Genomic DNA, 23,988 nt, shown 5'->3' on the forward strand with positions numbered 1-23,988 from the left:
ACTGAAATAAATTCAGCAAAAATGAAAACAAATTTAGAAAATAATAAAATTAAAAATGGATTTACGACTCCAACTGATTATTTCGATACTTTTTCAGATAAATTATTCGAAAAAATAAGTGGTGAAGTAACTGCAAACTTGCTTCCTGAAACGAGTGGTTTTATTGTACCTGAAAATTATTTTGCTAAGAATGAAGTAGAATTATTAAGTAAACTAAATCATTCTAAAACAAAAGTAATTAGTTTAAAAGCTACGTTGTATAAAGTAAGTGGAATTGCTGCTATTTTATTGCTAACTATAGTTTCGCCATTGTTTTATAATTCGGTAGAAACTAAAAAGAATGAGTTGGCAGAAATGAGTTATCTAGAAATACATTCAGAAGAATTAGGTATCTATGAAGTAGGTTCAATGTTAGATAATAATGATATATCAGAATTAGAAAATGAATTGATTTATAATGATTTAACAACTATTAATTAAATAAATAATATAAATTAAATTATGAAAAAAATAATTATACTATTTTCATTACTTTTAAGTTTTAGTAATTTTGCTCAAGACAATTCGGATAATAAAATGGCTGAATTAGAAAAAAGAAGAGCGCAATTAGTTGAAGTTAAAAAAGGGAAGAGAAATTTAAATCCTGAAGTTAGATCCATTGCTTTTGATAAGAAAAAAGCAGAAATGATTGAAAAAAGAGCTCAATTATTAGAAGCAAGAAAAGAAGCTTTTCAAGATAGAAAAGAAAGAATTAAATCTTTAAAAATTGCTTTTATTTCACAAAAATTAGCCTTGACTTCTGAAGAAGCTGAAAAGTTTTGGCCTATTTATAATAAGTACGATGGCAAAATAATGAATTTAAAAGAAGCACAGATGAAACTTCGTCATCAAAAACGAAACGGAACGGATGAAGAAGCTTTAAAAAAAATTGAAGAAGCAGAAGAAAAAGAAGCGGAAGTAATGGCTTTAAAAAAGAAAATGCGTGCCGAATTAATTCCAGTCATTTCAGCAGAAAAGGTTTTAAAATTAGAACAATTAGAACAAGAATTTCATAGAAAATTATTAGAAAAATTAAAAGACCGCAGAGGAAATCCTCCTCCACCAAGACGATAAAAACTGATTATAAGTTAGTTTTATTTTGAACCCAATTTAAGCCATTGATTTTGTATTAATGGCTTATTTTTATTTTGGTTACTTTGTTTTTACCTGCTAAAATTAATACATCTTGTGCAGAGAATCGCATGGTGTAATAATCAGAATCTTCTAAGAACTTAAACCATTTTTTCCCACCATTATTCGAATAAAAAACACCGCTTGTTCCACAACTAAAAACAAGTTTTCCGTTTTTGGAAGGTGCGTATTGCACACAACTCGCATAGCCAAACGATTTGTTTTCTGCAACTAACTTCCAAGTTTTTCCACCATTTTTAGTGATCGCTTTATTTGATGAATTGTCTTTTTGATTCTCATAATTTCCACCAACAATAATTCCTTTTTTGGCATTGAAAAAATCCATAGAAAATGCGCCAGTCATAGCTTCCCCTTGAATAATTGGTGTATCAAATACTTCCCAAGTTTTACCTTTATCTGCACTTTTAAATAGCCTTGATTTTTTTCCTCCAGAAATTATAAAAATTTCATCGCCAAAGATTTTAACATTCGTATCACTAGCTGCAAATGCGGCTTCCCCTTCAACTGTTTTGGGTAAGCTGTCACAAGGAATTTTGTGCCATTTGTCTTTATATTTTCTTTTAATTAATATCGACAAACAGTTTTCAGTAGGATCACCAACAATTGCTCCTAATTCGCCAGATATGTGCATACTATCATAAAAAATTTTTTCACCTTGTTCGGAATAAACTAAACTTGGAACGTAGTTAGGTCTAAATAAACTCATTTGATACATATTCGCAGGCGTTCCAGCATTTAAAAAATAAATGGAACCATCTGCTCCAATACTTCTAAAATCGGTTTTCTCTTTTTGAAGTTTTACTATTTTAGTTTCCGAATCGTTATTAAAACTCACAAAACCTGCTTTAGAATTTGTTCCTCCAAACCAAACGCCACCATCCATAGGCATAATTGCTCTTATTGAAACTGAATCTAAAATGATATCTTTTCGCTCCGTAACCTTAAAAGTTGATTTACACGAAATGAAAACTATTGATGAAAGCAAAACTAAAATTCTCATAAACACTATATTTTAGGCTAATGTACAATAATTTAGAATATTACAAAATGTATAAAATCAACTTTGGCACAATAATTGGAATTACAATTGAAAGAAAAGTAACTTAATACTAAATATTATGAAAACAAGATTATTTACTTCGGTCATAGGCTCACTACTACTAGCCCTTCCTACATTTGCACAGGATAAAACTACCGTGACTGCAAACAACAGTGATATAAGTGACAATTTAGATTTAAAAGCAGTTGCTTCTATTTTTGGAGATGCTTCCAATTTAGAAGATTTTGAAAGAAGAATAAACGATCCAAAATCGCAAATTTCGAATTTAGATTTAAACAATGATAATCAAGTAGATTATTTACGTGTTGTAGAATCTGTTGAAGGAAGAGCGCATATTGTCGTAATTCAAGCCGTTTTAGAAAAAGATGTTTTTCAAGATGTTGCTACAGTTGAAATTGAAAAAGATAGTAATAATCGAGTTCAAATTCAAGTAGTTGGAGATGTTTATATGTATGGGAATGACTATATATATGAGCCTATTTATGTTCATACTCCAGTAATTTATAACACGTTTTGGGTAAATCATTATCGACCATATTGTTCTTCTTGGTATTGGGATTATTATCCATCCTATTATTCTTACTGGTCGCCCTATCCTATTTTCAGATATAGAAACAATATTTCCATTCATATCAATTTCGGACATTCCTATAATTATGTTTCGTACAGAAGATGTCATTCGGCTTACAATGCTTATTATGGCAGAAGAGGAAATGGTTACGAAAGAAATCACCCAAATCGTTCGTTCTCTCACAGAAATAGTGGTTATTCGAACAGATATGAAATGGATAACCATAGAGAAATTAAAACACGAACTCCTGGTACAAGGAATTTAAATACAAACACTGGAACGCCGAGAGGAAATGCAGTGGTAGGAACACCAAGAAATGAATCACAACCTAGAGGAAATTCAAATGTTGGAACTCCTAGAAGTGAATCGGAACCGAGATCAATTACTCCAAAAGGAAATAATAATCCGAGAGGAAATTCAAATGTTGGAACTCCTAGAAATGAATCGGAACCCAGAACAATTACTCCAAGAGGAAATGATACTCCAAGGGATTTTTCAAGTCCAAGAGGAAACTCTCAACCGAGAATGGAATCTCCTAGAGGTGGCGGTTCTCAACCAAGAATGGAAGCTCCAAGAGGAAATTCTCAACCGAGAGGAAATAGTGAAAGTTCAGGAAGAGGAAGAAGATAAATTAAAAGCCGACTTAATTGTCGGCTTTTTTGTTTTTAATAACTATTATTTGATTCAATAAACGCTTGTTGCTAGTATAAAATTACTATCTTTGCAGGCATTTTTTATTTTTAAAATACATGAGATTTCACAGAAACATTAGTTTTGCAGTAATAGACGCTTTAATGGCGATCTTCAATGAAGGAGAATATGCTGATAAAGTTGTGGCGAGAGCCTTAAAATTAGACAAAAGATGGGGAAGCAGCGATAGAAAGTTCGTAGCGGAAACCATTTACGATATTGTACGTTGGAAACGTTTATACGCAGAGATTGCTGAGATTAAAAAAGAACCATTCGATAGAGATGGTATTTGGAGAATGTTCGCGGTTTGGGCAACATTGAAAGGTTATACTTTACCTGATTGGAAATACTTTGAAGGTACACCAGTTAGAAAAATCAAAGGTAAATTTGACGAATTATCAAAAGACAGAAAATTCAAAGAATCTATTCCAGATTGGATGGATGAAATTGGTGTAAAAGAATTAGGTGAAGCGGTTTGGTCTAAAGAAATTAAGGCACAAAATGAACCTGCAAAAGTAATTTTACGTACTAATACTCTTAATACTACAAAAGAAGCATTAAAGTTAGAATTACTAAAATTAGACATTCATACGCAAGCAATAGAAAATTATCCAGAAGCTTTGGTATTGGATGAAAGAGCGAATGTTTTTATGACAGACATTTTTAAAAACGGAATGTTTGAAGTACAAGACGCTTCTTCTCAAATGGTAGCGCATATGTTAGACATTCAGCCAGGAATGCGCGTTGTGGATACTTGTGCTGGAGCTGGTGGAAAAACACTTCACATGGCTTGTTTAATGCAAAACAAAGGGCAAATTATTGCTATGGATTTGTATGAAAGCAAACTAAAACAATTAAAAATTCGTGCGAAACGAAACGGAATTCATAATATCGAATACCGTGTTATTGACACAACTAAAGTCATTAAAAAACTTCACGGTCAAGCCGATAGAGTGCTGATTGATGCGCCTTGTAGTGGTTTAGGTGTTTTGAAAAGAAACCCAGATGCCAAATGGAAACTAAAACCAGAATTTATTGATAATATTCGTAAAGTTCAGGCTGAAGTTTTAGAAAGTTATGCACCAATTGTAAAACCTGGTGGAAAACTAGTTTATGCCACTTGCAGTGTCTTACCATCTGAAAATCAAGAACAAGTAAAAAAATTCTTAACAACAGAAACCGGAAAAAACTTTACCTTTGTACAAGATAAAAAAGTATTAGCGCATGAATCTGGCTATGACGGTTTTTATATGGCTTTATTAACTCGAAATAATTAATACCCCTAAATTATGAAAAAATATCTACTATTACTATTAGTTGCTCAATTTAGTTTTGGGCAGGCTCCGTCTGTAAATTCAGTAAATACAATACCAACTAATTATTATATTTCTGCTACAGGAAGCGGTTATGCATTAAAAACTCAATTAAGAAAAATTATTGATAATATTAATGATGGTTTAGCTTCTGAACATATCTCTACAGATCAAGGATATTCAGGTTTATATGTAACTTATACTACTTCAGATGTTGATTCTTTTTATGAAAACGATGGTACGATGTTAGATATGTATACTGAAAACCCTACAGGTCCTGAATGTGCATTCACTTACGGTATTAATCAAGATAATGGAACTGGAGGAACGGTAGAATGTGATAAATATAATAGAGAACATACTATTCCACAATCAGCTTTTAGTTCTGCTACTCCAATGTATTCAGATGCTCATTTTGTTGCTCCATCAGATAAATATGTGAATGGACAACGTGGAGATTTACCTTTTGGGGTTGTAGGCACTGCAACAAATACTTATACAAATGGTACAAAAAGAGGAAGTAATTTAAATTCAGGTTATTCAGCAGGTTATGTTGGAACTGTTTTTGAACCAATAAATGAATTTAAAGGCGATATTGCAAGAATGCTACTGTATTTTGGAACAAGATATGAAACTCAAGTAACTGGTTTTACGTATTCTATGTTTAATGGTACTTCTGATCAAGTCTATTCAAATACATTTATAAATATTCTATTAAAATGGCACATGCAAGATCCTGTTAGTTCTAGAGAAATAGAAAGAAATAACGCAATATATGCTAGACAAAATAACAGGAATCCATACATTGATCATCCAGAATATTTATGTCAAATATATCCTACTCAATGTGCAGCTCTATCTTCTGAATCTTTCTTAGCTGATAACGCTGTAAGCATCTACCCTAACCCAACAAATACTAATGAAGTTGAAATTTTCACAACAGAAAGTATCACTAAATTAACTTTAGTAAATATCAATGGGCAAATAATTAAAGATATTGAAAATCCAATTTTCAATCAAAACACCTATAAATTAAACAATTTACCTCAAGGGTTTTATTTCTTACAAATTTCTGCAGAAAACGGAAGTTTAACTAAAAAAATCATTGTGAATTAATTTAGTTTTTAATATTTATATCAAATCCCTAATTACTTTGTAGTTAGGGATTTTTTATTTTTGAAATAAACGGAATATAAACCTGTTTCGGCAGTATTAAAGCGTACATTCGTAAAAAAATAATGTCCATTGAAATTAAGGTTGCCGCTGTTGAAAACTTGTTTAGTCAGTTAGATGTTGAAATAAACACGTTTCAATCTGAAACCAAGTTGCATTGTAATGCAGGTTGTGGAAAATGCTGTACTAAACTCGACATAGAAGCTTCGCCTTTAGAATTTTTACCTTGGGCTTTTCATATATTTTTAAATGGTGATGCTGAAAAAGTGTTAGCCGAATTAGAAATAAAATCTTCCACAATTTGTCTTATTTATAACCCATTAACTTTGTTAGATAAAGTCAACGGTAGTTGTAGTAATTACCCTTATCGCGGATTAATTTGCAGATTATTTGGGTATGGTGCCACAAAAGATAAATACGGACAATTGCGTTTAGCGACTTGTTCAATAATTAAAAATGAACAAGCCGAAAATTTCGAAAATTCAACAGACTCGATAAACAAAGGACTTCCCGTTCCAATTTTTACAGATTATTACATGAATTTATCGCAAATTGACCATCATTTAGGAAATATTATTTTACCTATAAATAAAGCTTTGAAATACGCAATTGAAGAAGTTTTGCAATATTATGCGTACCGACCATTACCAAATGGATATAAAAATATTGCTTAGATAATTTTAGTTAATTCTAGTGATTCTTATTTATCGTTTTTGTTCGAAAATAAAAAAAATCAATAAAAACGATTCTCGATACATTTTCTGTTGCGATACTCTACACAAAAAACACTCGAATTGACGTTTTTAATATTTGTGAGCAATTTATTTTAAACGTAAATTCGCCAAAAAAAGAATGTCCATAGAAAGTAAAGTCCAAGAAATTGAAGTTTTATTCAGTCGCTTGGAAGAAGAATTAAAAACCTTTACCGCCACAACTCATTTATTTTGCAACGCAGGTTGCGGAAAGTGTTGTACGAATCCAACTATGGAAGCTTCTCCTTTAGAATTTTTACCGTGGGCTTTTCACTTGTTTAAAACGGGTGAAGCAGAAAACATTCTCGAAAAATTAAACAATCACTCCAACCCTATTTGCTATAATTACAATCCGATTTCCGATTTAGATTTACAAAACGGAAGTTGCAATACCTATAAATATAGAGGTTTAGTTTGTAGATTATTTGGTTATGGTGCGACTAAAGATAAATTTGCGCAACTACGATTGGCAACTTGTTCCATCATTAAAGAACAACAAACCGATAATTACAACAAAACCAACGAAGCGATTAATAACGGTTTATCTGTTCCAATTTTCACAGATTATTACATGAATTTATCTCAAATAGATTTTCGATTAGGAAATGTTTATGTACATATTAATAAAGCTTTACAATTAGCGATTGAAGAAGTGTTACAATATTACGCGTATAGAGATTTTCCTGAGGTTGAATAATAAATGAAAACCCTCCAAGAGTTTGGAACTCTTGGAGGGTTTCTATATTTAAAACATTTTACATTCTAATTTTCATCATCAAACTGAACCGCTTTACTATAATTTCTCCATTTTTCAATACAAGACGTTATTTCTTCAGGAATTTCACTTGTAAAACGTAAAAATTCTCCAGTTACAGGATGTTCAAAACCTAATGTTCTCGCATGAAGTGCTTGTCTTGGTAAGGTTTTGAAGCAATTATCTATAAATTGTTTGTACTTCGTAAAAGTTGTTCCTTTTAAAATTTTATCACCACCATATCGTTCATCATTAAAAAGAGTATGTCCAATATATTTCATGTGTACACGAATTTGGTGTGTTCTTCCCGTTTCTAATTGGCAAGAAACTACAGTTACATATCCAAAACGTTCCAAAACTTTAAAATGAGTAATCGCTGGTTTTCCTTGTTCGCCTTCTGGAAAAACGTGCATTTGCATTCTGTTTATGGGATGACGGTCAATGTTTCCTTCAATTGTACCTTCATCTTCTTCAATATTTCCCCAAACAATTGCGTAATATTCACGTTCTGAAGTTTTTGCAGCAAATTGTTTCGTCAAATGCAACATGGCTTCTTCTGTTTTGGCAACGACTAAAAGTCCAGAAGTATCTTTATCAATTCTATGAACTAATCCAGGTCTTTCGCTACTGTTCATTGGTAAATTATCAAAATGATATGCCAAAGCATTCACTAAAGTTCCAGAGTAATTACCATGTCCAGGATGTACTACCATTCCTGCAGGTTTGTTTACTACTAATACTTGTTCATCTTCATAAACAATATCAATTGGAATATTTTCACCTTTCAGTAAATGTTCATACGGTGGATGTTCTAACATCACACGGATTATATCGTCTGGTTTGACTTTATAATTCGATTTTACAGCCACATCGTTCACGAAAATATTTCCTGATTCTGCCGCTTTTTGTATTTTACTTCTTGTTGTATTTTCAATGCTATTCATCAAAAAAACATCAATACGCGTAGCTTGTTGTCCTTTTGCTATTTCAAACCGATGGTGTTCATATAAATCTTCATCAGCCGTTTCATTCTCATCTATAAATTCTTGCATTATTTCGTAGTATCAATTTCTATATTTTGTTCTTCAACGTTTAAAGAATCTAAATCTGCATCATTAAACATGTCTTTTCCATCACCTAAAACAAAATCAATTTTAGAATTTTTCATTAACTTATCTCCTGCTTTTACAGGTTTTCCATTATAAGAAACTTCTAAAACAATATCTTTTGCTAAATCTGGAACATATTTTAATTCACCTTCCACTAAACCTAAAGCTCTTAATGCATTTGTGGCTTGGCGGAATGTTTTGTTTTTTAAATCTGGGAAAGTTATCATAGCATAACCACCAGCATTTAATTTTACGTAAATTTTACGACCATCTTTCACTTTAGAACCAGCAATTGGATCTTGTTCCACAATTGTATAAGGTGGAAATTCTGGACGAAATTCGACAGTGTCTAATAAAAAGACTTCTAATCCTTCTTCGTCTAGTTTTTCTTCTGCAACTTCTAATTTCATTTTAGATAAATTAGCTACTGTAATTTCTTCTCCGTGGTTCGTACTGAAGTCTAAAAACTTCACAAACACCACTAAAAACACGACAACTATAACTAATGCAAAAAATAAATTTTTGAAAAAGGCAAAACTGGTTAAAAACTTTCTTAAACTCATTGAAATATATTTTGGCAAATATAAGAAAAGTAAAACATTTTATGATAATTTTGTATAAAACCGAAACAAATATTTTTTTATGAACGTAGCAGTTGTAATGGGCGGATATTCAGACGAATCTGTAATTTCTTTAAGAAGCGGACAACTTATTTTGAATAACTTAAATAAAGATAAATACCAAGTTTTTGAAGTACACATCTTAAATGAAGGTTGGTATGTGAAAATAGAGGATAAAAAATTTCCAATTAATCGAGCTGATTTTTCATTTGAGAACAATGGAAATACCATTAAGTTTGATGTTGCCGTAAACACCATTCACGGAACTCCAGGAGAAGATGGACATTTACAATCGTATTGGGAATTGATTGATTTACCTTATACTGGTTGTGGATTTTACCAAAGTGCGCTTACTTTTAGCAAACGTGATACGCTTTCAGTATTAGGAAAATTCGATATTCCGAAAGCAAATTCGATTTATTTATCGAAAGGACAACAAATTGATGGTCAAAAAATTGCTGATACATTAGGTTTTCCATTTTTTGTGAAACCAAATCAATCTGGAAGTAGTTTAGGAGTTTCAATGGTAAAAGAACTATCAGAATTAGATAAAGCCTTGGAATTTGCATTTGCGGAAGACAAAGATATTTTAATAGAATCACAGTTAAAAGGAACGGAGATTTCAGTTGGTGTGATGAAATTAAACGGAGTTACTAAAGTTTTAGGAACAACAGAAATTATTTCAGAAAATGATTTTTTTGATTACGAAGCCAAATATTTAGGAAAATCAAACGAAATTACTCCAGCTAGATTATCTAAAGAAGTTGAAAATAAAGTATTTGAATCTACCGCAAAAATTTATGAAGCCTTAGGAATGCAAGGTTTTTCTCGTATCGATTTTATTGTGATGAACGATATTCCTCATTTTATTGAAATTAATACCAATCCAGGATTGAGTCCGCAAAGTATTTTTCCGCAACAAGCGGCGTATGCGAATTTAAACTTTTCGGATTTATTAGATAACGAAATTAAATTGGCTTTGGAAAGAAAACCAATTTGGAAAAAATAGAATATAGAGAATAAAAAACAGAAAATCAATCATTTCAGATTCCAGCGGAATCAAATATTTATTATGAGAAAAGCAATATTCCCTGGTTCGTTTGACCCTATTACAAACGGACATTACGATATTATTAAACGCGGTATTTCATTATTTGATGAAGTAATTGTCGCAATTGGTGTAAATGCCGAGAAGAAATACATGTTCGCTTTAGAAGATAGAAAACGTTTTATCGAAGAAACATTTAAAGACGAACCAAAAGTTCGAGTAATCACTTACACGGGTTTAACCATCGATTTATGTAAAAAAGAAAAAGCACAATTTATTTTACGTGGTTTACGAAATCCAGCCGATTTTGAATTCGAAAAAGCCATCGCACATACGAACAGACGTTTGTCTAAAATTGAAACTGTGTTTTTATTAACAGCAGCAAATACGTCTTATATTTCATCAAGTATTGTTCGTGATGTGTTAAGAAATGGTGGCGATGCTTCGCCTTTTGTACCAGATTCGGTAGTTTGCAAAATATAAAGCATAAAAAAACCTTCAAGTTTATCTTCTTGAAGGTTTTTTATTTTATTTAATCTTCTAATGCGTTTTTAACAACGTCTCGGGCAACTTCTATTTTATATTTTTTGCCTTTCATTTTTTCGTCCTTAATATTTTGAAGTAATGGCGCCACTTTAGCATATTTTACTGCTGCAAACGATACGAAATCTTTAACTTCAATTAAACCTAAATCACCTTTTTCTAATTTTCCTTTTTGAGAAAAGAAACCTACAATATCAATTTTGTTTAGTTTGTTTTTCTTTCCACCACTAATATAAATGGTTTTATATTCTGGCGGTTTCGGAATGACACTATAATTGGATACGTCAATTTTTTTCATATCATAATCGATATAATCGACTTTTTTCTCACTTTCGTGAATGATAATATAAGCCGTTCCAGAAGCCATCATACGAGCGGTACGACCATTTCTATGTGTAAATTCATCCACTTTTGAAGGTAAATGATAATGAATTACATTTTTCATTTCTGGAATATCTAATCCACGAGCCCCTAAATCGGTTGTGATTAAATACGAAATACTTCCGTTTCTAAATTGAATTAAAGCGCGTTCTCGTTCTTCTTGTTCTAAACCACCATGATAAAAAACAGAGAAAATACCTTTATCGTTCAAATAATCGCTAATTCTTTCTACCGCTTCACGATGATTACAGAAAATAATTGCATTCTGAGATTTCAACGAGCAGATTAAATGAAATAATGAATTAACCTTATCTTTCTCTTTAGAAATCACTAATTTAAAATCTAAATTAGTTTCAGTCTTTTTCTTATCGATATAATTTAAAACATTAGGTTTTTCAATTCTCGTATATTTTGGAACTTCTACTCCATCCGTTGCAGAAACTAAAACACGTTTTTCTAAATTGGTTAATTTTCCAATAATGTATCGCATTTCTTCATGAAATCCTAATTGTAACGATTTATCAAATTCGTCTAAGATTAACGTTTTAATGCTTTTTGGATCAAACGTTTCTCTTTCTAAATGATCAGCTAATCTTCCTGGAGTTCCAATTAAAACTGCTGGTGGATTGCTTAAATTTTTTATTTCTGTTTCGATAGAATGGCCGCCATAGCAAATATTGACTTTAAAAGTAGTCGCCATTTTTTTCCAAACTTGTTCAATTTGTAGACCTAATTCACGCGAAGGCACAATAATTAAACACTGTACTTTATTATTGTCTTCTTCTAAAAGTTGAAAAACGGGTAATAAAAAAGCTAATGTTTTTCCTGAACCTGTTGGCGAAAGCAATACTACGTCAGAATCAATCAATATTGATGTTTCTGCAGCAACTTGCATTTTATTTAAACTTTCGATACCTAAATTCGAAAGTATATTATTGGAATGTAAATTTTTATTCATGGGGCAAAGATAATTTTAATTTGCCAATATTCAATTTCTCAATGTTCAATTATATGTTATTATAAATATTTGAATTTGATTTTTGCCTTTGAAATTGCCATTTATAATTCTTACTTTTGGAATTCAAATATATAACTATGCGTTTTATTGTTCTATTTATGTTTGCTTCACTGTTAGTAAACGCTCAAAATAACCAACTTACACCATTCGAAAAAGGGAATAAAAATCAATCTACAACGTATGAAGAATGTGTTTCGTTTTATCAATTGTTAGATACAAATTCAGATAAAATTGAAATGAAAACCATGGGTTTAACCGATAGTGGAAAACCATTACATATTGTGGTTTTTTCTGAGAATAAAAACTTTACTTTCAACCAAAACAAAGTGGTTATATTAGTCAACAATGGGATTCATCCTGGCGAACCAGACGGAATTGATGCCACAATGATGTTGATGCGAGATTTAGCCAATTCAAAAATAAAAGTGCCTAAAAACACTATCGTTGTAGCAATTCCAGTATATAATATTGACGGAATGTTGAATAGAAATTCGTTTTCAAGAGCCAATCAAAATGGACCAGAAGCCTACGGATTTAGAGGAAATGGTAGAAATTACGATTTAAATAGAGATTTTATTAAATCTGACACTCGAAATTCTAGAAGTTTTCAAGAATTATTTCATACAGTTAAACCGGATGTTTTTTTAGACAATCACGTGTCAAATGGCGCTGATTACCAATATACTTTTACTTGTATTGCTACTCAGCACGAACGTTTAGGCGAGAAATTAGGTAACTTTTTCAAAAATGAAATGTATCCAGAAATGGTAAAAGACATGCAGAAAAAGAAAATTGATGTGGTTCCATATGTAAATATTCACGGCGCAAAACCTGATTTAGGTTACGAACAATTTACTGATACTCCACGTTATGCCACTGGCTACACTACTCTATTTAATACTTTAGGATTTGTACCAGAAACGCATATGTTAAAGCCTTATAAAGACCGAGTGAAAACGACTTATGAATTTATGGTAACGGCGATTAATTATACCGATGCGAATTGGGAAAAAATCAAACAAGTAAGAAAAGACAATTTAGAAAGTTTTAAAGCTGGAAACCAATATCCATTACATTGGGCGATTGATTCTACAAAAGTATCTTATATAGATTTTAAAGGTTTTGAAGGCGGTTACAAACCAAGTGAAATCTCTGGAAAAGACAGATTGTTTTATGATAAAAATAAACCTTTTACCAAAAAAATTCCGTTTTATGGAAATTACAAACCCACGAAATTTGTAACTATACCGAAATATTATGTAGTGCCACAAAGTCAATGGCAAATTATTGAGTTATTGAAATTGAACAACATAGAAATGACACAAGTTTCTAAAAATGAAATAATTGAAGTCGAAATTTATAAAATTGACACATATCAAACTTCTAAAAATGCCTATGAAGGTCATTATGGACATTATAATACTACTGTCACAAAAAGTACTGAAAAGATGGAATTTAGAGCGGGTGATTATAAAATTTCTACCAATCAATTAGGTGTGAAATATTTGTTAGAAACTTTAGAACCAGAAGCGGTTGATTCGTATTTCAATTGGAATTTCTTCGATACGATTTTGCAACAAAAAGAAGGCTATTCTAGTTATGTTTTTGAAGATTTAGCGAAACAAATTTTAGACGAAAACCCAACTTTAAAACAAGAATTCGAAACTAAAAAACAAACGGATAAAGCTTTTGCAGAAAACGGCGGAGATCAATTATATTGGGTGTACAAACATTCGAAATACTTTGAAAAAGCGTATATGATGTATCCTGTTTTTAGAGTGAATTGATAATTTGAAAATTTTCAATTATCAATGTACCAATATTCTAAAATAGTATTTTAATTGGCACATCATTGTCTTATTTTACAATTGACACATTAGCATTTTTATTTTCAAACAACAACTTGATATTTTCGTAAGAATTACCTAAAGCGGCTTCAATTTCTGAGGGTTTTAGCCAAACGGCTTTTGAGATTCCTTCTTTTTCTTGCGGACAAGTTGGTCCTGTGTAATTGGTTTCCATTTTGAACCAATAGGTGATTTTTAATTTAAAAACTCCGTTACGTTTAAATACATGGTATGTTTTTTGTAATTTTTCTGTGATTTTTAATCCTGAAACTCCGGTTTCTTCTTCTACTTCACGCATGGCTGCGTTTTCCATGGTTTCCTCTTTTTCGATTCCGCCTTTTGGTAAATCCCATTTTCCATTTCTGAAAATAAACAAAACTTCTCCATTGGCGTTAAATACCAATCCACCACCAGCTTTTGCCACAGGGATTTTCGATTTCAAAGTCTTCATAATCAACTTTTCATCGGAATGATATAAGTAGGCACTTTGTATTTTATTCAAAAATAATTCTGAGATTACTTTTGGAATATTTACCGTTTCCAACAAATAAATTTTAAAATTTGTTTCCTTTTCAAACTTATTTGTTAAAAAAAGTGGTTTCTCGTTTACAAAAACTTTATACATTTGCAATATGATATTTAACAACAACACAGCACAACAAACAGCCGAATTGCTTTTACAAATAAACGCAATTAAATTGAATTCTAAAAATCCTTTTACTTGGGCTTCTGGCTGGAAAAGTCCAATTTATTGTGATAACCGTATAACGCTTTCGTTTCCAGCGGTTAGAAATTATATTAGAGATGAATTTGTAAAGCAAATTGAAGACAAATTTGGTCGTCCAGACGTCATTGCAGGTGTGGCAACAGGCGCAATTGGTATCGGAATCTTAGTAGCAGAAGCTATGGGATTGCCTTTTGTGTATGTTCGACCAGAAGCTAAAAAGCATGGAAGACAAAATCAAGTGGAAGGTTTTTTACAAAAAGGTCAGACCGTAATTGTCGTAGAAGATTTAATTTCAACTGGTGGAAGTAGTTTAATGGCAGTAGAAGCTTTACGTAATGAAGGCGCTAATGTTAAAGGTATGGCAGCGATTTTTACGTATGGTTTTCCTATTTCTGAAGAAAAGATTTCGGAAGCAAAATTAGAGGTTTACACGTTAAGTAATTACGAAAACTTAATTGAGAAAGCCGTTGAGAAAAAATATGTTTCGGAAGAAGAATTAGAAACCCTACAATCTTGGAATAGCAATCCGAGTGAGTGGGGAAAATAGTTTTTGATTTACTATTTACGAATTTAGATTTACGAATTATTAAAAACAAAAAACGTCCCGATATTTCGAGACGTTTTTTTTATTTTGAAATTACACCAACTGAATTCCTTCATTATTGATATCAATTAGTTTTTGTTTGTATAAACTTCCAATCGCTTTTTTGAATGTTTTTTTACTCATTTTCATAACCGATTTTATTTCTTCCGGATGACTGTTGTCATTCAAACGTAAAACGCCGTCGTTTTGTTTTAATTCTTCTAAAACTTGTTGTGCAGAATCGTCAATTGCTTCAAAGCCTTGTTTTTGGAAAGAAACATCAATTTTTCCGTCAGGACGAATCGTTTTAATATAACCTTTGGTTTTATATCCTGGAGAAACCGTTTCAAAAACTTCATTTTGATACGCCAATCCTCTAAATTTTCCGTTGATAATTACATTGATTCCGATTTCAGTAATATGAGAAACCATTAAATCTACTTCTTGACCCACTTCAATATCTAAAGGCTCTTTATCTAAAAACTGGTTGATTTTGCTCGATGCTGCTAACCTACCCGTTTGTTTGTCTAAATACATCGTTACAATATAACGCTTGTCTTTTTCCATTGGACGCGCTTGTTCTTTGAAGGGAACAAACAAATCTTTTTCCATTCCCCAATTTAAAAAGGCACCAAACTTATTGATGTAATTTACTTTTAAAACCGCAAACGAATTTAATGAAATTAATGGTTTAATTGTCGTAGCAACTGGACGCTCTTCGTGATCTAAATATACGAAAACGGTAATGTCATCGCCAATAGTGAAATCGTTTGGCACGTATTTATTTGGCAACAAAACATCGTCTGTCGCGTTAACTAAAAACAATCCAACTTTTGTTTCTCTATCTATTTTTAATGTGTGGTAAACACCTATTTGTAACATATTATGGTTTTATTATTAAAAGTGATGGTGTATTGTTTAACCAAACACTTCTTGTATCAATTAGTTTTTTCCAACTATCAATACTCATGATTAATAAATCTTGTTCTTTTAAGAAATCTTTTTCTAATTTTGAAGAATGTATGACTTTTACATTTTCATGTGTGATTTTATTCTCTTCATTTACAATATCATACGTATCGAAAATTGAAATCTTAGCTTGAGAATTCTTCTTTAGTAATTTTACGTAATCTAGTAAAAATTGATCTGCTTCATTGAATAAAATTACGGAAATATTCTCGGTTTTAATTAAATTCTTATCGACATAAATTCCTAATGGCACTTCTGTCTTATTAATGATTGCTTGTGTTTTGTCATCAAAATAATTGATTTCAAACAACTTTTCTTTTCTTGTAAACGTGTTTAATAAATTTTCAGGGTTGATGAATTTAGATGTAATTCCTAATACTTTTCCTAAAAGCGTTCCTTCAAAGATAGAAGAACCAATGTTGATTAACACTAAATCGAATTCTCCTTTATTACCTACTTCTACTATATCTGAATCAATATCGCGAGAAGCTTTAAAAAGTGTTTCCACTTTACGGTTTAATTTATTGGCTTCTTTTAATACGGGTTTGAAACTTTCTCTCTCGTATTCTTCAATTTTATAAGGATTAACTTCATTAGTAGAAGAAATGTACATGGCAGTAATTGATTGTTTTTCCTTATCTATACTGATAAAATTATTTGCAACTTTCAACAAATGCTTACCATCTTCTGGATTTTCGAATGAAACTAAAACTTTATATTCTAAATTATCAGAATTAGTTGGAATAAGATTTTTACGTTTTTTAAAGATAAAATCAATTAAATTTAAAGCTGGGCCCGTCATAAAAGTTGTGGAAAGCGCCATAATCACCATCATTGCAAATATTTTTGGTGAAAGCACTCCTAATTCTAAACCAATATTTAAAACGATAAGTTCCATTAAACCACGTGTGTTCATTAACGCACCTAAAGTTAAACTATCTCTCCAATTTTGTCCCACAAATTTAGCTGTTAAAGTACTGCTTAAAAACTTAGCTCCAACCGCTACTAAAACAATTATACCTGTAGTTTTCCATAAATATTCAGTATTTAGCAACCCAATTTTAGTATTTAAACCCGTTACAACAAAAAACAAGGGCAAAAGTACAACCAACGAAACATCTTCAACTTTTTCTATAAATATATTTCGAAATTTCATATTATCTGGCATAATTACACCAGCTACAAAAGCACCAACCAAAGCGTGAATACCAATAATCTCAGTTAAATAAGAAGAAATTAATAAGGTTACAAAGAAAATTGCAACAACAGGTTTAGTAATTTTCTCAGCAGAATTATATAAATCTCCAATATGTTTTAAAAAGGGTCTAACCAATACTAACATTAAGGCAATATAACCAATCGCCATTGCGATAATGTATAATGAACTTGCTACAGAACCAGCTTTCACAATAGCAATCACTGCTGCTAATAAACACCAAGCTGTTATGTCGTCAATGGCAGCACATGTAATAACTAAAGCACCGATTTTTGTTTTTTGTAAGCCTCTTTCTTGAACAATTCTGGCTAAAACAGGAAATGCAGCAATACTCATTGCTACACCCATAAATAAACCAAAAGACATAAAATGTACACCTTTTGGAGCAAATTCTTTATATAAAAAAGTAGCTAAGCCTAATCCTAATGCATAAGAAATAATTATACTTGTATGACTAATAATAAAAGCCTCTTTTACTTTTGTTCTAAGCACTTTCAAATCAAGCTCCATTCCTACTACGAACATAAAGAATATTAAACCAATTTGGCTTAAAAATTTTAAATTCACAATTGATTCTTGCGGAAATAAAACTGGAAATAAATCAGGGAAATAAGCTCCAAATAAAGAGGGTCCTAAAGCAATACCTGCTAACATTTCACCAATAACTGTAGGTTGACCAATTTTTCGACAAATCCAACCAAAAAAACGTGCTACAAAAATAATAGTAACAATTTGTGCTAATAAAATTGCTAATGGATGAAAAATATTATGCAAAATAGAGCTTACAAATTCATCAAAATATTTATGCTTGACAACTATTTCATTAGAAACTTTGCCAAATTCTAATGCCTTTCCTCTTAGTAATATAGAATAAATAATACTAGAGAAAACTATTAGAATTGTAATATAGAAAAATGAATTTTTATAATTCTTCATTAAGGAAAATGACTAAATTTAGTTTTCAATAGGTCCTTCCCATTGTGAAATACCACCAACAAGGTTGTATGTTTTTTCAAAACCTAATTGTTTCATAATGCCACAAGCTTGAGCGCTTCTACCACCAGCAAGACAATATACAAAATAAGTTTTGTCTTTATCTAATTCTTCTACTTGGTAAATAAAACCTTGTCCTTTGTAAATATCTATATTAATAGCGCCTGGAATAATTCCGTTTGCTACTTCATCTTCTGTTCTTACATCTAAAATTACTGCGTTTTCAGTGGCTAAAAAACCTTCCCACCACTCTTTTTGGTCTAAATTCATCTATTTTATATTTTGCTCAAATTTACAACAAGAATTCAGATATAAAAATTTATTTTCTATTGTACATCTGATTCTCTTTATTTTATAGCTCTAATTTAAATTTAACAAAAAATTAATAACATTTGTATATACAAATAAAATAAAAGCAGTACATTTGTACTTACAAATAACAACTGTTATGAAAATCGAAGAAGAAATAAAAAGTACAGTAGAATTATCATTGGCCAAAAAAGTCATCTTGAATTTATCTTTTTCGAGAAGTATTATTGGTGATAAGTTTTTGGAAATATTAAAACCTTTCGATTTATCAAGTGAACAATATAATGTATTACGAATATTAAGAGGTCAGAAAGGAAAACCTGCAAACATGTCGGTTATACAAGAAAGAATGATTTCTAAAAATAGTAATACGACTAGATTGGTAGACAAATTGGTACTAAAAGAATTAGTAATTCGAAAAGTTTGTCCATCTAACAAAAGAAAAATGGAAATTACAATTACAGAAAAAGGTTTAGAAGTTTTAGAAACTTTAGATCCAATTGTAATTGAACACGAAAATAGCTTAGCAAGCAATTTAACAGAAGAAGAATTAGAACAACTTAATTATTTATTAGAAAAATACAGAAATTAATTATGAGCACATTTATTGAAAATCAGAATTGGCGTTATGCCACAAAAAAATTTAATAGCGAGAAAAAAGTATCTGAATCAGATTTAGAAATTTTAAAAGACGCTATACAATTATCATCATCTTCATATGGTTTACAACCGTATAAAGTTTTAATAATTGAAAACGAGGAAATTAGAAAACAATTGCAACCAGCATCTTGGGGACAAAGTCAAATTGTAGACGCTTCTCACCTATTAGTTTTCGCTAATATTACAAATATTGATGCAGATTACATTAATAATTATGCAGAAAATATGGCAACAACTTGAAATATTCCATTGGAAAGTGTAAAAGGTTATGCTGATTTTATGATTGGAAATATTACTAATTTAACTCCAGAACAACAAAATATTTGGACAGCAAAACAAACGTATTTAGCTTTAGGGAATTTATTAAACGCTGCAGCTGAATTAAAAATTGACGTGACGCCAATGGAAGGTTTTGTACCAGATCAATACGACGAAATCTTAGGCTTAAAAGAAAAAGGCTTACATGCCACTTTAGTAGCAACAGTTGGTTACAGACATGATGAAGATGACACTCAACATTATATTAAAGTAAGAAAACCAAAATCAGAATTATTCGAAACAATTTAATAACTAAATATCTAACAAAAATGAAAAATTTAAAAACAATTGCAGTAGCATTAGTAGCTTTAGTATCTTTTACAGCAAATGCACAAACAAAAAAAATCAACGTATCAAAAAGTGGTATCGTTTGGACAGGTAAAAAAGTAACGGGTTCACATACTGGAACAATCAATTTACAAGATGGTGCTTTAGTATTCAAAGGAAAAGTTTTAAAAGGTGGAACTTTTAATGTTGACATGACAACTATTAATACTACCGATTTAAAAGCTGGTCAAGGTAAAGAAAATTTAGATGGACATTTAAAAGCTGAAGATTTCTTTGGTGTTGAAAAACACAAAACAGCCAACTTAGTTTTCAAAAATATTAGCGGAAAAGGAAAAGGTTTATATACTGTAACTGCTGATTTAACAATCAAAGGAATTACTAAACCAATTACTTTTGATATTACAGTTAAAGGAAACACTGCAACTACAACTTTAAAAGTTGATAGAACTAAATATGATATTAAATATGGCTCAGGTTCATTTTTCTCTGACTTAGGAGACAAAACAATTAACGACGAATTTGAATTAAAAGTTAACTTAGCTTGGTAATTATCAAACTATAGTAAAACAAAAAAGTCCCGATTTCTCGGGACTTTTTTTATATCATTTTTTTTTTATTTAGAAACTGGCCCAGCAGGCTTTTTTTCTAAAATATTTTTTTCTTCTTTTACTAAAACAGTACCTTTAATTCTTAAAGCGACCATTCCATTATCTTTGTTTACTGCATTAGTTTCAACTGTTATGGTTTTACTAATTGGTCCTGGATTCATGTTGTATTGTACTTCAATAACTCCTGTTTTACCTGGCGCAATTGGTTCTTTCGAAAAACTTGGAACTGTACAACCACAGCTACTTTTCGCATCTTTGATAACTAAAGGCTCATTTCCAATGTTTTGAAACTCAAAAGTTCTTTTACCAGAATCAACACCTTTATAAACTTCACCATAATTAATGGTTTCTTCTTTAAATTCAATTTTTGCACCATTTTGTGCATTAGCTGATAAACCTGTTACCATTAAACCTAAAATAAGTACTAATTTTTTCATTTTTATATTAATTTGAGATTTGTAAAAATATGTTATTTAAACTAACTAACAAAAAGTAAATACATTTTTTTTATTCTGTTTTATATAATTACTTTTGCAGATATAATTCAAAAATTATACCAAAGAGACTTATTTATTTACAAAAATCAAGATATAAATGATACCAGCCCAATTTGATGCCAAAGCCGTAGAACAAAAATGGTACGAGTACTGGATGAAAAACAATTATTTTCATTCTACTCCAGATCATAGAACGCCATATACTATTGTAATTCCTCCACCAAATGTTACTGGAGTTTTACACATGGGACATATGTTGAACAATACGATTCAAGATGTGTTAATTCGTCGTGCGCGTTTAAAAGGTTTCAATGCGTGTTGGGTTCCTGGTACAGATCACGCTTCTATTGCTACTGAAGCTAAAGTTGTTGCAAAATTAAAATCGGAAGGCATTGATAAATTCGATTTAACTCGTGAAGAGTTTTTAAAACATGCCTACGATTGGACAGATAAATACGGTGGAACCATTTTAGAGCAACTAAAACAATTAGGTTGTTCTTGTGATTGGGACAGAACTAAATTTACAATGGATCCTGACATGTCTGCATCTGTAATTCGTTCGTTTGTAGATTTATACAATAAAGGTATGATTTACAGAGGTTACAGAATGGTAAACTGGGATCCTGAAGCGAAAACTACTTTATCTGACGAAGAAGTAATTTTTGAAGAACGCCAAGGAAAACTATATTATATCAAATATCAAATCGAAAATTCTTCAGATTATTTAGTGGTTGCCACTACTCGACCTGAAACTATTTTCGGTGATACTGCTATTTGTATCAATCCAAATGATGAAAGACATTTCAATTTAAAAGGAAAAAAAGCAATCGTACCTATTTCTGGAAAGATTATTCCTATTATTGAAGATGAATATGTGGATTTAGAATTCGGTACTGGATGTTTAAAAGTAACTCCAGCTCACGATGTTAATGATAAAACTTTAGGTGACAAGCACAATTTAGAAATCATTGATATTTTTAATGAAGATGCGACTTTAAACTCGTTCGGATTACATTATGAAGGTAAAGATAGATTCGTAGTTCGTAAAGAAATTGAAGCAGAATTGACTTCAATTAATGCTTTAGATAAAGTAGAGCCATACACTAATAATGTTGGAACTTCTGAAAGAACAAAATGTGTAATTGAACCTCGTTTATCAGATCAATGGTTCCTAAAAATGGAAGATTTAGTAAAACCAGCAATTCATGCCGTTTTAGAATCTGATGAAATCAAATTATACCCAAGTCGTTTTAATAATACGTATGCGCATTGGTTAAATAATATTCGCGATTGGAACATTTCTCGTCAATTATGGTGGGGACAACAAATTCCAGCCTATTTCTACGGTGATGGAAAAGAAGATTTCGTTGTAGCTGAAAACATTGAAGAGGCTTTAGTTTTAGCTAAAGAAAGAACTTCCAACTCCCAACTTCAGACTTCAGACTTACGTCAAGACGCTGACGCACTTGACACTTGGTTCTCTTCATGGTTATGGCCAATGTCGGTTTTTGGTGGAATTATGGATCCAGAAAACGAAGATTTTAAATATTATTATCCAACAAACGATTTAGTTACTGGACCGGATATTTTATTCTTCTGGGTAGCGCGTATGATTATTGCAGGCTACGAATATGCTGATGCAAAACCTTTCAAAAACATATATTTAACAGGATTAGTTCGTGATAGTCAAGGTCGAAAAATGTCTAAATCATTAGGGAATTCTCCTGAACCATTAGGTTTAATTGAGAAATTTGGTGCAGATGGTGTTCGTGTAGGATTATTATTAAGTGCTTCTGCTGGAAATGATATTTTATTTGATGAAGAATTATGTAATCAAGGAAAAGCGTTTACGAATAAAATTTGGAATGCGTTTAAATTGATTAAAGGTTGGGAAGTTTCTGAAACGATTCCACAACCTGAATCTTCAAAAGTAGCGATTGAATGGTACGAAGCAAAACTGCAACAAACCTTATTAGAAATTGAAGATAATTTCGAAAAATACAGATTATCGGAAGCTTTAATGGCGACTTATAAATTAGTTTGGGACGATTTCTGTTCTTGGTTCTTAGAAATGATTAAGCCTGGATACCAACAACCAATTGACAAAGCGACTTTTGAGAAAGCGATTGAAATGTTAGAAAATAATTTAAAATTATTACATCCATTTATGCCTTTCTTAACGGAAGAAATTTGGCAACACATTGCAGAAAGAACGCCAGAACAAGCTTTAATTGTAGCAGAATATCCGAAAATGACTTCAGTAAATACAGCTTTAATTGCTGATTTCGATTTCGCAACGGATGTAATTTCTGGAATTAGAACAATTAGAAAAGATAAAAATATTCCTTTCAAAGATGTTATCGAATTAAGAGTCGTGAATAATGAAAAAGCTTCTTCTTATTTCGATGCTATCATCATGAAATTAGGAAACATTGTAGATTTAATGTACGTGACTGAAAAAGTAGACGGTGCTTTATCGTATAGAGTAAAATCTAACGAATATTTCATTCCAATTACTGGAAACATTGATGTGGAAGCAGAAATTGCAAAATTAACTGAAGAATTAAATTATATTAATGGTTTCTTGAAATCGGTACAAGTTAAATTATCTAATGAAAAGTTTGTAGCCAACGCAAAACCAGAAATCATTGAAAACGAACGCAAAAAAGAAGCAGATGCTTTAGCAAAAATTGCAACAATCGAGCAAAGTATCGCTGGATTGAAGTAACAATATATTTTTAAAGTAAAAA

23 protein-coding genes and 1 pseudogene are annotated in these 23,988 nt (G+C 31.1%); 15 read left to right on the forward strand and 9 right to left on the reverse strand.

Annotation, left to right across the window (positions count from 1 at the left end):
• Positions 1-21 precede the first annotated feature (21 nt).
• Positions 22-480 carry a hypothetical protein gene (locus UEQ13_RS04180; RefSeq protein ID WP_329805121.1) on the forward strand — a complete coding sequence of 153 codons (459 nt, stop codon included), beginning with the start codon at positions 22-24 and terminating at the stop codon, positions 478-480.
• Positions 481-501: 21 nt separating this feature from the next.
• Positions 502-1,113 carry a hypothetical protein gene (locus tag UEQ13_RS04185; protein WP_329805122.1) on the forward strand — a complete coding sequence of 204 codons (612 nt, stop codon included), beginning with the start codon at positions 502-504 and terminating at the stop codon, positions 1,111-1,113.
• Between the two features lie 55 nt (positions 1,114-1,168).
• On the opposite strand, the gene UEQ13_RS04190 is transcribed toward UEQ13_RS04185, so the two are convergent.
• Positions 1,169-2,191: a WD40/YVTN/BNR-like repeat-containing protein gene (locus UEQ13_RS04190; RefSeq protein ID WP_329805123.1), complete on the reverse strand. Its 1,023-nt coding sequence runs from the start codon at positions 2,189-2,191 to the stop codon at positions 1,169-1,171.
• Between the two features lie 118 nt (positions 2,192-2,309).
• Here UEQ13_RS04190 and UEQ13_RS04195 point away from each other — a divergent pair, with 118 nt between their 5' ends.
• The 5 genes from UEQ13_RS04195 to UEQ13_RS04215 all read left to right on the forward strand — a co-directional run bounded on the left by UEQ13_RS04195 (position 2,310) and on the right by UEQ13_RS04215 (position 7,447).
• A complete protein-coding gene (locus tag UEQ13_RS04195; RefSeq protein WP_329805124.1) occupies positions 2,310-3,452 on the forward strand; it encodes a hypothetical protein in 1,143 nt (380 codons plus the stop codon).
• Positions 3,453-3,571: 119 nt separating this feature from the next.
• Entirely contained in the window at positions 3,572-4,789 is a 1,218-nt protein-coding gene (locus UEQ13_RS04200; RefSeq protein ID WP_329805125.1) for an RsmB/NOP family class I SAM-dependent RNA methyltransferase, read from the forward strand.
• 12 nt (positions 4,790-4,801) lie between these two features.
• A complete protein-coding gene (locus UEQ13_RS04205; protein WP_329805126.1) occupies positions 4,802-5,941 on the forward strand; it encodes an endonuclease in 1,140 nt (379 codons plus the stop codon).
• A gap of 122 nt (positions 5,942-6,063) precedes the next feature.
• Complete coding sequence (locus tag UEQ13_RS04210) at positions 6,064-6,672, forward strand: YkgJ family cysteine cluster protein (RefSeq protein ID WP_329805127.1); 609 nt, start codon at positions 6,064-6,066, stop codon at positions 6,670-6,672.
• A gap of 178 nt (positions 6,673-6,850) precedes the next feature.
• Positions 6,851-7,447 (forward strand): YkgJ family cysteine cluster protein, encoded by a 597-nt coding sequence (locus UEQ13_RS04215; protein WP_329805128.1) that lies wholly within the window; start codon positions 6,851-6,853, stop codon positions 7,445-7,447.
• Positions 7,448-7,512: 65 nt separating this feature from the next.
• On the opposite strand, the gene UEQ13_RS04220 is transcribed toward UEQ13_RS04215, so the two are convergent.
• Together UEQ13_RS04220 and UEQ13_RS04225 are read right to left on the reverse strand one after the other, a co-directional pair.
• The gene (locus UEQ13_RS04220; RefSeq protein WP_329805129.1) at positions 7,513-8,556 is read right to left on the reverse strand and encodes an RluA family pseudouridine synthase; all 1,044 of its coding nucleotides are present in this window, start codon (positions 8,554-8,556) and stop codon (positions 7,513-7,515) included.
• Complete coding sequence (locus UEQ13_RS04225) at positions 8,556-9,176, reverse strand: PASTA domain-containing protein (protein WP_329805130.1); 621 nt, start codon at positions 9,174-9,176, stop codon at positions 8,556-8,558. Before UEQ13_RS04225 ends, UEQ13_RS04220 begins: the two co-directional genes overlap by 1 nt.
• A 79-nt stretch (positions 9,177-9,255) precedes the next feature.
• Between UEQ13_RS04225 and UEQ13_RS04230 the strand changes: the two genes are divergently transcribed.
• On the forward strand, positions 9,256-10,242 hold the full coding sequence (locus tag UEQ13_RS04230) for a D-alanine--D-alanine ligase (RefSeq protein WP_329805131.1): 987 nt from the start codon (positions 9,256-9,258) through the stop codon (positions 10,240-10,242).
• A 63-nt stretch (positions 10,243-10,305) separates the two neighbouring features.
• Positions 10,306-10,764: a pantetheine-phosphate adenylyltransferase gene (gene coaD / locus UEQ13_RS04235; RefSeq protein ID WP_166125201.1), complete on the forward strand. Its 459-nt coding sequence runs from the start codon at positions 10,306-10,308 to the stop codon at positions 10,762-10,764.
• A 49-nt stretch (positions 10,765-10,813) separates the two neighbouring features.
• Here the strand turns inward: coaD and UEQ13_RS04240 are convergent, their stop codons facing one another.
• Positions 10,814-12,163 (reverse strand): DEAD/DEAH box helicase, encoded by a 1,350-nt coding sequence (locus UEQ13_RS04240; protein ID WP_329805132.1) that lies wholly within the window; start codon positions 12,161-12,163, stop codon positions 10,814-10,816.
• A 137-nt stretch (positions 12,164-12,300) separates the two neighbouring features.
• On the opposite strand from UEQ13_RS04240, the gene UEQ13_RS04245 reads away from it, so the two are divergent.
• Positions 12,301-14,010, forward strand: coding sequence for a M14 family zinc carboxypeptidase (locus UEQ13_RS04245; RefSeq protein ID WP_329805133.1), 1,710 nt, complete (start codon positions 12,301-12,303; stop codon positions 14,008-14,010).
• A gap of 70 nt (positions 14,011-14,080) precedes the next feature.
• On the opposite strand, the gene UEQ13_RS04250 is transcribed toward UEQ13_RS04245, so the two are convergent.
• Positions 14,081-14,695: an NUDIX hydrolase gene (locus UEQ13_RS04250; protein ID WP_329805134.1), complete on the reverse strand. Its 615-nt coding sequence runs from the start codon at positions 14,693-14,695 to the stop codon at positions 14,081-14,083.
• Positions 14,696-14,702: 7 nt separating this feature from the next.
• Here UEQ13_RS04250 and pyrE point away from each other — a divergent pair, with 7 nt between their 5' ends.
• Positions 14,703-15,344, forward strand: coding sequence for an orotate phosphoribosyltransferase (gene pyrE, locus UEQ13_RS04255; RefSeq protein WP_329805135.1), 642 nt, complete (start codon positions 14,703-14,705; stop codon positions 15,342-15,344).
• Between the two features lie 90 nt (positions 15,345-15,434).
• Here the strand turns inward: pyrE and UEQ13_RS04260 are convergent, their stop codons facing one another.
• Genes UEQ13_RS04260 through UEQ13_RS04270 form a run of 3 tightly spaced genes read right to left on the reverse strand, consistent with a single transcriptional unit; the run spans position 15,435 to position 18,828 of the window.
• On the reverse strand, positions 15,435-16,262 hold the full coding sequence (locus UEQ13_RS04260; protein WP_329805136.1) for a CvfB family protein: 828 nt from the start codon (positions 16,260-16,262) through the stop codon (positions 15,435-15,437).
• A 1-nt stretch (position 16,263) separates the two neighbouring features.
• Entirely contained in the window at positions 16,264-18,501 is a 2,238-nt protein-coding gene (locus tag UEQ13_RS04265) for a cation:proton antiporter (RefSeq protein WP_329805137.1), read from the reverse strand.
• Between the two features lie 18 nt (positions 18,502-18,519).
• Positions 18,520-18,828, reverse strand: coding sequence for a rhodanese-like domain-containing protein (locus tag UEQ13_RS04270; protein WP_329805138.1), 309 nt, complete (start codon positions 18,826-18,828; stop codon positions 18,520-18,522).
• Between the two features lie 178 nt (positions 18,829-19,006).
• Here UEQ13_RS04270 and UEQ13_RS04275 point away from each other — a divergent pair, with 178 nt between their 5' ends.
• The 3 genes and pseudogenes from UEQ13_RS04275 (at position 19,007) to UEQ13_RS04285 (ending at position 20,681) form a co-directional block, all read left to right on the forward strand.
• On the forward strand, positions 19,007-19,459 hold the full coding sequence (locus UEQ13_RS04275; RefSeq protein WP_329805139.1) for a MarR family winged helix-turn-helix transcriptional regulator: 453 nt from the start codon (positions 19,007-19,009) through the stop codon (positions 19,457-19,459).
• Positions 19,460-19,461: 2 nt separating this feature from the next.
• Positions 19,462-20,094, forward strand: a pseudogene (locus UEQ13_RS04280) (NAD(P)H-dependent oxidoreductase).
• A gap of 20 nt (positions 20,095-20,114) precedes the next feature.
• A complete protein-coding gene (locus UEQ13_RS04285) occupies positions 20,115-20,681 on the forward strand; it encodes a YceI family protein (protein ID WP_329805140.1) in 567 nt (188 codons plus the stop codon).
• 65 nt (positions 20,682-20,746) lie between these two features.
• Here the strand turns inward: UEQ13_RS04285 and UEQ13_RS04290 are convergent, their stop codons facing one another.
• Positions 20,747-21,178, reverse strand: a complete 432-nt coding sequence (locus UEQ13_RS04290; protein ID WP_329805141.1) for a DUF1573 domain-containing protein — start codon at positions 21,176-21,178, stop codon at positions 20,747-20,749.
• Positions 21,179-21,335: 157 nt separating this feature from the next.
• Here UEQ13_RS04290 and UEQ13_RS04295 point away from each other — a divergent pair, with 157 nt between their 5' ends.
• On the forward strand, positions 21,336-23,966 hold the full coding sequence (locus tag UEQ13_RS04295; protein WP_329805142.1) for a valine--tRNA ligase: 2,631 nt from the start codon (positions 21,336-21,338) through the stop codon (positions 23,964-23,966).
• Positions 23,967-23,988: the final 22 nt, after the last annotated feature.

Source organism: Flavobacterium facile, assembly GCF_036321945.1.
GTDB lineage: Bacteria > Bacteroidota > Bacteroidia > Flavobacteriales > Flavobacteriaceae > Flavobacterium > Flavobacterium facile.